Here is a 12,700-nt window from a genome sequence, read left to right on the forward strand (position 1 = left end):
GACCAAAACCCCCCCCCCCCCCCCCCCCCCCCCCCCCCCCCCCAACCCCCCCCCCCCCCCCCCCCCCCCCCCCCCCCCCCCCCCCCCCCCCCCCGGCGCGTCGGGTGTCCAAACAGCCCCGTGCTGCACGCGTACGCGTGTCAGGAGTCGTGGGGCTGTCCCATGACCCGGGTGAAGGTCGCCGGATCGTCCTCGAAGCCCCACACGCCGTCGCCGAAGAGCCACCCGTCGGATCCGTCGCGCTCGAACTCCGCGATCGTGGCGGCCGTGGCACCGAGCACATGGCCGAACGTGCCCTCGGACAGCACGGAGTAGCCCTCACGGATCCGGAACGCCGGATTGAGCACGCTGACGAACGTGCGATGCGCGGCACCCTGCTGGATGATCACACCGACCACCACGCGCGCGTACCGGGCGTCCAGACGGTCCAGCTCGACCGTCATCACCTCGTCCCAGCCGAACCCCTTGCCGTCCTTGCTGTCCCGGTTGAGATAGATCGTGCCGTCGGGCGACCTGCTGCCGAAATGCACCACATAAGCGGGCGCGCCGTGCGGATCGCTCTGCAGGAACGTGGCGGCCACGATGTCGAGATCGGTGGGCGGCTGGCCCGCCGGGCTCGGATCCCACTTCAGCGCGATCTCGACCTTGCGTATCCCCTTGTTGAGGCCGTTCACCAGGCTTCCCCTTCCCCGTTCTCCCCATCGCCCCTCAGCCTGAACTGCCCACGCATCCGGGCAGGTTGTCCATCCTGCCACGCACGCGTGCGCGTGCGCGTGCCCGCTCTCGGACCGAGAGTGACCGGCGCCACGCCCCGTGGCCTTACCATGGCGCGGTGCTGGTCAAGTGGATTCGCTGCACCGTGGTGGACCGCCGCGGTTTCGAGCGGGGGCAGCGGAAGTGGGCGGGGCTTCTGGGGGAGCCGGGATTTCGCGGACAGGGCGGGGGCTGGAGCAGGGCTCACCCGTCCGTCGCCCATGTCTTCGCCTTCTGGGAGAGCCGCGCCTTCTACGACTCCTTCATGGCGCGTTCCCATGACCGCCTCGCGGCGGCCCAGGCGGGCACGTACAAGGACGCGCAGGTCAGACTCTTCGACTACCGCTTCGACGTGAAGACCGGCTTCGAGCCGCGCTTCACGGACGCCGACCTGCTGCGGGCCGCCCTGTGCCGGGTCCACGAGGAGCGCGCCGAGCACTTCACCTTGATGCAGGAGAAGGTGTGGAACCCCGCCATGGCCGGCTCGCCCGGCATGATCCGGGGCCTGTTCGCCGAGGCGCCGGGGCACGAGTTCCTGGTGCTGTCGATGTGGCGCTCGGAGGCCGAGCACGGCAAGTACCGCACCGAACGCGTGGAGCGGCTCGCCCTGCGCGCCCAGATCGAGGCGGACGTCTCCTCCCTCACCGGCGACATCGTAGAGCTCGAACCCGCCTGGACGGTGTGATCTCCGGACTGCCGAAGAGCGCGTTCCTGTGTGCCGTTGGGTGACCTCCGGTGCACGATCTGTGTGACGTACGCCGTATGGGACCCGTACGGGTGCTCGAAGAGCCGCCGACCGATCTAGGGTTTTGGCATGGCACGACCACGGCGCATCGTCCTTGTCCGACACGGGGAGTCAACGGGCAATGTTGATGACACCGTCTACGAGCGGGAGCCCGACCACGCGCTCGCGCTGACCGAGCGAGGCTGGCAGCAGGCCGAGGAGACCGGTAAACGGCTCCGGGAGGTGTTCGGCCGAGACCGAGTGAGCGTCTACGTCTCCCCGTACCGGCGCACCCACGAGACCCTGCGGGCCTTCCACCTCGACCCCGAGCTCATACGCGTGCGCGAGGAGCCCCGGCTGCGCGAGCAGGACTGGGGGAACTGGCAGGACCGGGACGACGTGCGCCTGCAGAAGGCGTACCGCGACGCCTACGGGCACTTCTTCTACCGGTTCGCCCAGGGCGAGAGCGGCGCCGACGTCTACGACCGTGTCGGCGGCTTCCTGGAGAGCCTGTTCCGCAGCTTCGAGGCACCGGACCATCCGCCCAACGTCCTGCTCGTCACCCACGGCCTGGCCATGCGCCTGTTCTGCATGCGCTGGTTCCACTGGACGGTCGCCGAGTTCGAGTCCCTGTCGAACCCGGGGAACGCCGAGATGCGGATGCTCGTTCTCGGCGACGACGGCAAGTACACACTGGACCGGCCGTTCGACCGCTGGCGAGATCCGGAACCGTACGGAATCACCGGATAGAGTGGCAGATCGATGACCTCTCACTCCTCTTCCGAAGGGCGCCTGGAGCGCGCCCTCGCCAGCCTGCGCGGACTCGCCGTGGGAGACGCGCTCGGTTCCCAGTTCTTCGTGCCGGAGAACTACCCGCTGCTCAAGCGCCGTGAGCTGCCGTCCGGGATCTGGCAGTGGACGGACGACACGGAGATGGCCTGCTCCGTGGCCGCCGTCCTCGCCACTCACGGGCGCATCGACCAGGACGCCCTGGCCCGCTCCTTCGCCGAGCATCACGACTTCGACCGGGGGTACGGCCCCGCGGTCAGCCGGCTGCTGCGACTCGTCCGGGAGGGCGGCGACTGGCGCGAGCTGTCCTCCGCCCTCTTCAAGGGGCAGGGCTCCTGGGGCAGCGGCGCTGCCATGCGGATCGCCCCGCTGGGCGCCTGGTACGCCGACGACCCCGAGCAGGCCACCCACCAGGCGGAGATCTCCGCCTATCCCACGCATCAGCACCGGGAGGCCGTGGTCGGGGCCATGGCCGTCGCCGCGGCCGCCGCGCTGGCCGCCGCTCCCGGCGGTCCACCCAGCGCCGAGGGGCTGCTGGACGGTGTCGTCGCCCTGGTGCCGAAGAGCGCGGTGGGCGCCGGGCTGCGACGCGCCCGGGACATGCTCGACTACGGCGACGCGGCCACCGTCGCGGCCGTCCTCGGCTGCGGACGGCGGACGACCGCCCATGACACGGTCCCCTTCGCCCTCTGGTCGGCCGCGCGAGCGCTGGGCGACTTCGAAACGGCCTTCTGGACGACCGCGCAGGTCGGCGGCGATGTGGATACGACCTGCGCGATCGTGGGCGGAGTGCTCGCGGGCGGCAAGGCGGGGGCTCCGCCGGCCGCGTGGATCGAGCGCACCGAGGCGCTGCCCGACTGGGTGCCCACGAACGGCTGACGGCGGTTCCGGCTCGTCGATCCAGTCGCGGGGTGTCGCTGCTTCCCGCTCAATGAAACTCTGTGTGCTCGATGGGAACTCTGCGTGACCGGCCGGTCGTTCTTCGGGCATCCGCTGTGCGATGTGCGGCCGGCGGGGGAGTGGTCGTGAGAGGGCGCTGGGGGTGGTCATGCGGTCGGGGCGGTGGTCCGGGCGATGCCGGGGCGGATTCTTGCTGCCATGGCGGTGGTGCGGATAGACGGGCTCGTGGTGGTGCGGACGGCCGGCCCGGTCGTGGTGCGGATGGCCGGGCTGGCGGTGGTGCGGATGGCTGGGTTGGTCGTCGTGCGAATGGCCGGGCTGCTGTCCTTGGCGTCTGTCCTGCGGACAGGGCCTGGCCATCCGCGGTCCTGTTCGGGCCGGCGGTGCCTCCGCGGGGGCACCCCGAGGGTGTCCCTCCGCGGACGCGTCCGGCGGGCGGCCGGTGCCGCCTCGTCGTCAGCCGGCCATCGGCCCCGCCGTGCCGGCCAGGGCCTCCAGGTCGCTCTTGCGCACCCGGATGACGAACCACGCCGTCCCCAGGGCGACTACGGCCATCGCCGCGGCCGGGAGGAAGGCCGTGGCGATGCCCTCCGCGAGAACCTGGTGCCCCCACGGCGCGGGCAGTTGATGGGTCTGGGCGAAGTCGGCCTTCTGTTCCGCCGAGCCGTCGGCCATGAACTGCGGAATCTGCTTCTCCGCCTCGTCCTTGCTGGCCGTGCCGAACACCGTCGTGAGGATCGACAGGCCGAGCGAACCACCCACCTGCTGGGTGGCGTTGAGGAGCCCGGAAGCAGCCCCCGCCTCGTGCGCGGCGACGCCGGAGACCGCCGTCACCGTCACGGTCACGAAGTTCAGCCCCATGCCGAAGCCGAACACCACCATCGGACCGAGCACCCCGCCCACGTAGGAGCTGTCGGGGCTGATGAAGCTCTGCCAGGTCAGTCCGACCACCACGAGCGCCGAGCCGACGACCATGAACGGCTTGGGGCCCAGCGAGGGCAGGAACCGCTGCGACAGACCCGCACCGACCGCGATGGCGACCGTCACGGGCAGGAAGGCGATGCCCGCCTTGATGGGGCTGTAGCCCAGCACGTTCTGCACGAACAGCACGATGTAGAAGAACATGCCGAACATGGCCGCGGCGAGGCTCAGCATGATCACGTACGTGCCGGAGCGGTTGCGGTCGGCGAACATCTTCAGCGGGGTGATCGGCTCCTTCGCCCGCATCTCGGTGAACACGAAGGCCAGCAGCAGCACCAGCGCGGCACCGAAGGACGCGAGCGTCAGGCCGTCTTTCCAGCCCTCCTCGGCGGCTCGGAGGAAGCCGTACACCAGGGACGCCATGCCCGCGGTCGAGGTGAGCGCGCCCGCTATGTCGAAGCGCCCCGGATGGCGTTCGGACTCGCTGATGTACACCGGGGTGAGAGCCACGATCAGTACACCGATGGGCACGTTGACGAAGAGCACCCAGCGCCAGTTGAGCCACTCGGTGAGCATGCCGCCGGCGAGCAGACCGATGGCGCCGCCGCCCGCGGACACGGCGGCGAAGACACCGAAGGCCCGGTTCCGTTCCGGGCCTTCGGGGAAGGTGGTGGTGATGAGCGCCAGCGCCGTGGGCGAGGCGATCGCGCCACCCACGCCCTGCAGCGCGCGTGCGGCCAGCAACTGCCAAGGCTCCTGGGCCAGTCCGCCCAGCAGCGAGGCGAAGGTGAACAGCAGGATGCCGGCCGCGAACACCCGGCGCCGACCGAGGATGTCACCGGCCCGCGCGCCGAGCAGCAGCAGACCGCCGAAGGTGAGCGTGTAGGCGCTGACCACCCAGGTGAGGTCGGTGGTACTGAACTCCAGGGCGTCTTGAATGTGCGGGAGCGCGATGTTCACAATCGTCGCGTCGAGTACCACCATGAGCTGGCAGGCCGCGATGACGGTGAGCGCGATGCCGGGATGCCCCGCCCGGCGGGCCGCACCTGGCTTCTGGTCCTTAATCAACTGAGAGGTTGTCACTATGGGTCCCCCACAAGTGCGTTAGTGAACGCTCGCGTTCACTGCCGCGTCAACGGTAGTGAGTCCCCACTAGTGAACGCAAGCGTTCACTTAAGGCGCCGTGTGTCGGCGCGTCCCCGTCGCTGCCGCCCGACGATTCCCCTTCCCCGGAATCCCCGTTTTCGTTCGCCCTCTGGAGAGACTCGGATGGTTACTTCGCGCTGGACGGCCGCTTCCGCTCAGGCGGCCTCCCCTCGCCGGCGCGGCGCAGTGCTCGAACGCGCGATCCTCGACGCCGCGCTGGAGCAACTCGGCACCGTCGGTTGGAACGGCCTGACGATGGAGGGTGTCGCCGCCGGTGCCCAGACCGGCAAGGCGGCCGTCTACCGGCGCTGGTCGTCGAAGGAGGACCTCGTCGCGGACGCCCTCCAGGCCGGGCTGCCGCGCATGGACGAGGTGCCGGACCTGGGGAGCGTGCGCGCGGACCTGGTCGTGCTGTGCCGCAGGGCGCGCGACGCCATGTTCTCCCGGCCCGGCTCCGCCATTCGCTCCGTGATTCACGAATGCGACCCGATGCAGGCGGAGCGCTTCCACGGGCTGATCGTCGAAGGTGTCGTGGAGCCGACCGTCAGACTCCTGCATGAGGTCATCGGCAGGGGAGTTGAGCGAGGCGAGGTGCGGGCCGACGCCGTGAACAGCTATGTCTTCGACGCCATACCGGCCATGATGATGTACCGATCCAAGATGCGCGGATGCGAATGGAGCGATCAGGAACTCGACGAGATGATCGACCAGCTCATGCTGCCGCTGCTGCGGCCGGAAGCCTCCTGATCATGGTCCGGCGCCCGTCCGGGCGGGCGCCGGGTGCCTCGCGGGGTGACGGGGTGGGCCGGGTGTCGCGCGGGGATCTCGGCGGCGTAGGCTAAGGGCGCCATGCCGTACGAACCGCCCACCCACACCGTCGAGCGTTCCCTCCGCGCCACGACCGGAGCGAAGATCATCGCCGGTGTCGACGAAGTGGGCCGCGGCGCCTGGGCCGGACCCGTCACCGTCTGCGCGGCGGTCACCGGACTGCGCCGACCGCCCGCGGGACTCACCGACTCCAAACTGCTCACCGTCAAGCGGCGCACCGTGCTCGCCGAGGAACTGCGCACGTGGGTGACGTCGTACGCCCTGGGGCACTCCTCCCCGGAGGAGATCGACGGCCTGGGCATGACGGCCGCCCTGCGGCTCGCGGCCGTCCGTGCCCTGGAAGCCCTGCCGATCCGCCCCGACGCCGTCATCCTCGACGGCAAGCACGACTATCTCGGCGCGCCCTGGCGGGTGCGCACGGTGATCAAGGGCGACCGGTCCTGCGTGGCGGTCGCGGCGGCCTCGGTGATCGCCAAGGTCCAGCGCGACAAAATGATGGCCGAACTGGGTATCGACCATGCAGACTTCGGTTTCGCGGACAATGCCGGGTATCCCTCCCCCGTGCACAAGGCCGCACTGGAGGAGCGGGGCCCCACCCCGTACCACCGGTTGTCGTGGGCGTATCTTGATGCGCTGCCCCAGTGGCGGCACCTCAAGAAAGCCCGCAGCTGGGCGGATGGAAGCGTTCCGGAGATCGATGGCCAACTCGGCTTCGACTTCTGACGCGTCCGCTCGCACTGCAGTGCCACCCACTGGCGCGAGCCGCACCAATGTTTGATAAATATCAGCCCATGCCTCTCATTCCCGAGGAGCCTCAGATTCACGAGAGTGCCCAGGGTCCCCGCGCCACTCCGGCCAGCGGCCGCACCGCGCCGACCCCCCGCCCCGTACCCGGCCCGCGTCCCGCGGCCCCGTCGCGACCCGGTCGCCCCGGTCCTCTCCGGCCCGCGCCCCCGGTGCAGCGCACCCCCCGGGACACCGCCCCCGCCAAGCCCGGGCCGCAGGCCCCGGCCGCTCCCGCGTCCGACTCGACGGCTCCGCAGATCCAGCTGATCCCGGCCTCGGCCGAGGGCGCGCTGGACGCCGCCGAGGAGACCGTGGACCTGCTGCTGGAATCCGGCCGTGCCCCCGGGGACGTGCTGGTGATCACCACCGGCGAGCAGCACCCGTGGGCCACCCACGAACTCTCCTTCGGTGACGCGTCCTACTGGGCGCAGCACGACGCGCGGGACGACGTCTTCTACATGGACGGCGCCGCCGCGAGCCGGGCCGCCGAACGTCCCGTCGTCGTGGTCGCCGTCAACGGCGGTTCCGACGCGGCCGCTTCCACCGTGCTGCCCCTGGCCCTCACCCGGGCCGGTGCCCTGCTGATCGTCTGCGGTGACCCGGAGCAGATCAACGCGGTGCTCGGCGCCGGAGTCTGAGCCGCCTCCACCACCGCGGCGGGCGGTCCGGCGCCGACGTCGGGATGCTGCCGCGGGGTTGGCGCGTACGCGACGGGATCGTGGCGTACGCGCACTTCGGCGTGCCCGGATGAGGAGCCCCGATGCCGCTCGGGCGGGGGACGCCGTGCGAGGCGCTGACGCCGCTCCACCTCCTGGAGCGGGACGTACGTCGTACGGTCACCGCCGCGCGGTCGGGTGACGTACGGCCGCGCGATGGACCGTACCGGCCCGTCGTGCGGAGTGGACCGCCGCGGGCCGGTGCCCTTCCCTCAGCGGGCGGCCGCGCGGCGCAGGACGTCCGAGGCCGCGCCGCCCATGCGGGTGGGGGGCGGCACCTCGGAGAGCGCGAAGGGCTCCGGGGGCGAATCCGTGTTCGGGCGACGGCCGCCACGGCCCTCGCCGAGGACCTGCCAGCCGTCCTGAGTCAGCGTGATGTACGCCCCGCAGCGCAGCCCGTGCAACGTGCACGCGTCCCGCAGGCCCCACATCAGAGCGCCGTCCTCCTCCGTCCAACGCCCGTCGCCCTCACGGCAGTAGAGCAGCACGGCGGTGCGCACCGGCGTACGCCGCCGCAGGTCGTGCGGAATGACACGGCGCAGCTGCGCGAGCAGGGCGTTGCGGAACACCCACCCGTCCGCCGGCCCCGAACGCCGCGCGAACGACGCGCTCGCCCGCACCCGCTCGTCCGGATCGAGCACGGCCACGACCGCGGTGGCGGGCCGGGGACGATGCCGGGCGTGCAGACTGCTGACGACTTCCCGTGGGTTGCGCAGCAGCGGAATGCCGGCCGCGGCCCATTCGGCGGGTTCGAGCAGGCGGTTGGTGGAAGCGGCGGACGTGGACGTCGACAACGATGCCGCCGAGGACGGAGCGAATCCGAAGGTCACGATCCTCCCTTCGGCTACGGCCCACACAGCGGGCGGGTCGGATTCGGGGGACCGCACACCGCAGCAGAGCCCTGCCGGACCACGGGGCGAGCCGTGCGGGGAGCGGAACTCAATTCTTCCTTTCGAACTTGGATGCGGCAACGAGCAAATGGGGCCACCGAGGGGTATGCAGTGGTACGTGGCAAATATCACTACCCGGAGTGGCCGGATGCCACGCCTGAGGCGCCCGGAACAACGGCTGGTGAACACCCCTGAGACGCAGGTGCCTGGGGGAGTGGCCGGTGCGATCAGCCCTGGACGGCCAGCACGAGCGGCAGCACCCCTCCCGCCCCCGCACGCCGCAGCAACCGGGCCGCTACGGCGAGTGTCCACCCGGTCTCCGTGAAGTCGTCCACGAGCAGGACAGGACCCGGGTTCGCCGCGAGAGCGGCAGCCAGGCCGGGCGGCACGCCCAGAGCGCCGTCCAACGCCTTGAGTCGCTGGGCGCTGTTGCTCCGGGAACGAGGCGGGGCGTCCCCGATGTACTCCACCGCACCGAGCACCGGCAGCCGGCCCACGTTCGCGATGTGCGCGCCCAGCGAGCCGATCAGCCGCGGCCTGCTCCGCGAGGCGACCGTGACCACACCCACCGGACGCGGCGGGGCGTCCGCCGCGCCCGAGACCCAGCCGCCCGGACCCTTCGCCCAGTCGGCCAGCACGCCCACCACGGCACGCGCCACATCCTCCGGGACCGGCCCGTCCGGTGTCTGAGGTGCGAGTATCGGACGGAGCCGGTTGCCCCAGCCGATGTCCGACAGCCGCCCCAGGGCCCGCCCCGACCCGGCCTGTTCACCGACCGGAATGCGCCCCTTGAGATCCATGCCGACCGCCGACAGCCCGGTCGGCCACATCTTGCGGGGCTCCACCTCGACGCCGGCCCGGCCGAGATCGACGCGCGCGGCGTCCAGGGCGGCCACAGACGTGTCGGCGGTGAAGCGCGGCCCGGCGCAGTTGTCGCAGCGGCCGCAGGACTTGGCGCCCTCGTCGTCCAACTGGCGCTGCAGGAACTCCATTCGGCAGCCGCTCGTCGTCGCGTAGTCGCGCATCGCCTGCTGCTCCGCCGCACGCTGGCGGGCGACCCACGTGTACCGCTCGGTGTCGTACGTCCACGGCCGCCCGGTGGCGACCCAGCCGCCCTTGACGCGCCGGACCGCGCCGTCGACGTCGAGGACCTTGAGCATGGTCTCCAGACGTGAGCGGCGCAGCTCCACCAGGGGCTCCAGGGCCGGCAGCGACATCGGCCCCTCCGCGCGCGCGAGGACGTCGAGCGTGCGCCGGACGAGGTCCTCGGAGGGGAAGGCCAGTGAGGCGAAGTACTCCCAGATCGCCTCGTCCTCCTTGCCCGGCAGGAGCAGCACCTCCGCGTGCTCCACACCGCGTCCGGCGCGGCCCACCTGCTGGTAGTAGGCGATGGGCGAGGAGGGCGAGCCGAGGTGCACGACGAAGCCGAGGTCGGGCTTGTCGAACCCCATGCCGAGCGCGGAGGTCGCGACCAGGGCCTTGACCTTGTTGGTGAGCAGGTCGTCCTCGGCCTGCTGCCGGTCGGCGTTCTCCGTCCGGCCCGTGTACGAGGCGACGATGTGGCCGCGCTGCCGCAGGAACGCCGTGACCTCCTCGGCGGCGGCCACGGTGAGCGTGTAGACGATGCCCGACCCCGGCAGGTCGTTCAAGTGGTCGGCGAGCCAGGCCATCCGGTGCGCCGCGTCCGGCAGTCGCAGCACACCGAGACTCAGGCTCTCCCGGTCGAGCGGACCGCGCAGCACCAGCGCGTCCGACGCCCCACCCGTACCGAGCTGCTCGGCGACGTCCGCCGTCACGCGCGCGTTGGCGGTCGCGGTCGTCGCGAGCACGGGCGCACCGGACGGGAGATCGGTGAGCATCGTCCGCAGACGCCGGTAGTCCGGGCGGAAATCATGGCCCCAGTCGGAGATGCAGTGGGCCTCGTCCACCACGAGCAGCCCGGTCGCGGCGGCCAGCCGCGGCAGCACCTGATCACGGAAGTCGGGGTTGTTCAGCCGCTCCGGGCTGACGAGCAGCACATCGACCCGGCCCGCGGCGATCTCGTCCTGGACGTTCTCCCACTCCTCCGTGTTCGAGGAGTTGATGGTCCGCGCGTGGATGCCCGCCCGCGCCGCGGCCTCGACCTGGTTGCGCATCAGCGCCAGCAGTGGAGAGACGATCACCGTCGGGCCCGAGCCGCGTGCCCGCAGCAGGGAGGTCGCCACGAAATAGACCGCGGACTTGCCCCATCCCGTCCGCTGGACGACCAGGGCCCGGCGCCGCTCGGCCACCAGTGCCTCGATCGCCCGCCACTGGTCCTCGCGCAGCCGGGCGGTGCCCGTGGCGTCCCCGACGAGGCGGGCGAGGACCGTGTCGGCCTCCGACCGGAGATCCGCGTTGCTCGTGTGCTCCATGCGTCCATACAACAGGACGGCACCGACAATCCGGTCGTGAGCCGGTGAGGGTTGTGGACAAACGGGGCGCCGACGCGGCGGACCGGTCGGCGCAGCGGGGGAATGACGTGTCCCTGGCGGGAGTTATCCACAGGCTCAAGCGGAGCCTCGCGATCCGCGAGATCGTCTCCGCATGACGAATCACGGCGAAACCACAGGATCCTTCGACAACGGTGACATCTCCGGACGTGACGGATGCGCACCCGGCGGCGGAGACGCGGCGCACGAGACGGACACCCCCTACGCAGGGCGGCCCGACCCTCAAGAACCCGCGTACGAGGGCCACGGACCGTTCGACGGCGCGGCGACGTTCGGCACCGGCGCCGGTGCCCATCAGGTCACTCTGCGCACCCCCGCCGAACTGGCCGACGCACTTCCCTACCTGCTCGGATACCGGCCCGAGGACAGCATCGTCCTGGTCTCCCTGCACGACGACCGAGGCGGACGCGGCCGGTTCGGCGGCCGAGCCCGGCTGGGTATCCCCGCGAACCCCGACGACTGGGAGGCGGTCGCCCGGCAACTCGCCCACGGGCTCGTGACGGGCGGCGCGCGCAGAGGAGCACGCCCGCACCAGATCGTCGCCTACCTCTGCCAGGAACCGGCGAAGGGCGAGTCGGGCCGCGACGTGATGGAGCGCCTGCGGCGGCTCGCCCAGCAGCTCCGGGTCGAATGCGGCCACCTCGACGTCCCCGTGATCGAGGCCCTGTGCATCTCCGGCGGCCGCTTCTGGTCGTACTGCTGCGCGGGCGAGGGATGCTGCCCGGACGACGGCCAGCCGATGGGACTGCCCGGCACCTCCGTCCTGGCCGCGGCCGCCACCTACGCCGGCATCCAGGTCCGGGGCACCCTGCGCGAGCTGAGGGCGCGCCTGCTGCCCCTGGAGACCTCCGTCGCCCCGGCCCAGGAGATCGCGCTCGACACCGCCGGCATGAAGATTGTCCCCAGGATCCTCGACGACGCCGGCCGCATCCAGGTGGCCGAGGAGACCATGGACCTGGCCGGCAAGCTCTTGAGGCGCTTCGCCGAAGCACCGGCCGCGTCCGGCCCGCAGGCGGCGGACCGCCGTGATGACGAACTGCTCGGCCTCGACGAGGCCGCCACGTTGATCCTCGGCCTCCAGGACCGCACGACACGCGACCGCGCCGCCGAGTGGATGGAGGGCGAGGAGGCCGCACCCGCCCTCCGCCTCTGGCGGGCCCTCGCCCGCCGCTGCGTCGGCCCCTACCTCGAACACGCCGCAGCGCCCCTCACCCTCGCCGGCTGGGTCGCCTGGTCGAGCGGCGACGAACTGGAGGCACGGGAAGCCCTGGCCATGGCCCTGGGAGCGGACCCCGGATATCTCTTCGCCCGTCTCCTGCACCAGGCGTGCAACGAGGGACTGGACCCGGAGTCGGTCCGCCGCTGCCTGCGCGCGGAACGCGCGGGACGAAACGCACCGCACACGCCGGCCCGCCGCATCCGCCTGGCCAAGGCCCCCGTTCGCTCCACCGAAGAAACACGCGCGACGGGCGCGCGTGGACGGCGTCCTCGTACGCCGTCCACGGGCGGAAGCCGCCCCGCAGCACCCGGACGCGGTACGACCGGGCCGCACCCCACCGGAAAAGGAACCACTTGGCGACGCGGTGGCCAGGCGGAAGGGAGGCGCCCGGCCGGCGACGACGACACGAGGGGGACGGGATGAGCGGCTGCACCCGTATTCCCCGACGGCTTGCCGCGGTCGTCGGTGCGGGTGCCCGCCATTCGGTGGGGCTGTGGCGGCACGGGCGTGACCTGGGGGAGTCCCGTCCCGTTCACCTGAGTGGCGGAACACCTGCA

At 71.6% G+C, this 12,700-nt stretch carries 11 protein-coding genes; 7 read left to right on the plus strand and 4 right to left on the minus strand.

Going from position 1 to position 12,700, the window contains the following annotated elements; genetic code table 11:
• Window positions 1-140: 140 nt before the first annotated feature.
• Window positions 141-674 (minus strand): TerD family protein, encoded by a 534-nt coding sequence (locus tag ACZ5NW_RS00305; RefSeq protein ID WP_468741429.1) that lies wholly within the window; start codon window positions 672-674, stop codon window positions 141-143.
• A 158-nt stretch (window positions 675-832) separates the two neighbouring features.
• Between ACZ5NW_RS00305 and ACZ5NW_RS00310 the strand changes: the two genes are divergently transcribed.
• The 3 genes from ACZ5NW_RS00310 to ACZ5NW_RS00320 all read left to right on the plus strand — a co-directional run bounded on the left by ACZ5NW_RS00310 (window position 833) and on the right by ACZ5NW_RS00320 (window position 3,145).
• Window positions 833-1,438 (plus strand): YdbC family protein, encoded by a 606-nt coding sequence (locus ACZ5NW_RS00310; RefSeq protein WP_468741430.1) that lies wholly within the window; start codon window positions 833-835, stop codon window positions 1,436-1,438.
• Window positions 1,439-1,567: 129 nt separating this feature from the next.
• Window positions 1,568-2,227, plus strand: a complete 660-nt coding sequence (locus ACZ5NW_RS00315) for a histidine phosphatase family protein (RefSeq protein ID WP_468741431.1) — start codon at window positions 1,568-1,570, stop codon at window positions 2,225-2,227.
• Window positions 2,228-2,239: 12 nt separating this feature from the next.
• Window positions 2,240-3,145, plus strand: coding sequence for an ADP-ribosylglycohydrolase family protein (locus ACZ5NW_RS00320; protein ID WP_468741432.1), 906 nt, complete (start codon window positions 2,240-2,242; stop codon window positions 3,143-3,145).
• 477 nt (window positions 3,146-3,622) lie between these two features.
• Here the strand turns inward: ACZ5NW_RS00320 and ACZ5NW_RS00325 are convergent, their stop codons facing one another.
• The gene (locus tag ACZ5NW_RS00325; RefSeq protein WP_468741433.1) at window positions 3,623-5,170 is read right to left on the minus strand and encodes an MFS transporter; all 1,548 of its coding nucleotides are present in this window, start codon (window positions 5,168-5,170) and stop codon (window positions 3,623-3,625) included.
• 186 nt (window positions 5,171-5,356) lie between these two features.
• On the opposite strand from ACZ5NW_RS00325, the gene ACZ5NW_RS00330 reads away from it, so the two are divergent.
• The 3 genes from ACZ5NW_RS00330 (at window position 5,357) to ACZ5NW_RS00340 (ending at window position 7,485) form a co-directional block, all read left to right on the plus strand.
• Entirely contained in the window at window positions 5,357-5,980 is a 624-nt protein-coding gene (locus ACZ5NW_RS00330) for a TetR/AcrR family transcriptional regulator (protein WP_468741434.1), read from the plus strand.
• A gap of 102 nt (window positions 5,981-6,082) precedes the next feature.
• A complete protein-coding gene (locus tag ACZ5NW_RS00335) occupies window positions 6,083-6,784 on the plus strand; it encodes a ribonuclease HII (RefSeq protein ID WP_468741435.1) in 702 nt (233 codons plus the stop codon).
• A gap of 68 nt (window positions 6,785-6,852) precedes the next feature.
• Window positions 6,853-7,485 (plus strand): hypothetical protein, encoded by a 633-nt coding sequence (locus tag ACZ5NW_RS00340; protein ID WP_468741436.1) that lies wholly within the window; start codon window positions 6,853-6,855, stop codon window positions 7,483-7,485.
• 290 nt (window positions 7,486-7,775) lie between these two features.
• Here ACZ5NW_RS00340 and ACZ5NW_RS00345 read toward each other — a convergent pair whose 3' ends face one another.
• Complete coding sequence (locus ACZ5NW_RS00345; RefSeq protein ID WP_468741437.1) at window positions 7,776-8,393, minus strand: hypothetical protein; 618 nt, start codon at window positions 8,391-8,393, stop codon at window positions 7,776-7,778.
• A gap of 287 nt (window positions 8,394-8,680) precedes the next feature.
• Window positions 8,681-10,846 carry a RecQ family ATP-dependent DNA helicase gene (locus ACZ5NW_RS00350; RefSeq protein ID WP_468741438.1) on the minus strand — a complete coding sequence of 722 codons (2,166 nt, stop codon included), beginning with the start codon at window positions 10,844-10,846 and terminating at the stop codon, window positions 8,681-8,683.
• Window positions 10,847-11,018: 172 nt separating this feature from the next.
• Between ACZ5NW_RS00350 and ACZ5NW_RS00355 the strand changes: the two genes are divergently transcribed.
• Complete coding sequence (locus tag ACZ5NW_RS00355) at window positions 11,019-12,566, plus strand: DUF4192 domain-containing protein (RefSeq protein WP_468741439.1); 1,548 nt, start codon at window positions 11,019-11,021, stop codon at window positions 12,564-12,566.
• Window positions 12,567-12,700 lie beyond the last annotated feature (134 nt).

Source organism: Streptomyces sp. NPDC032126 (assembly GCF_055580085.1).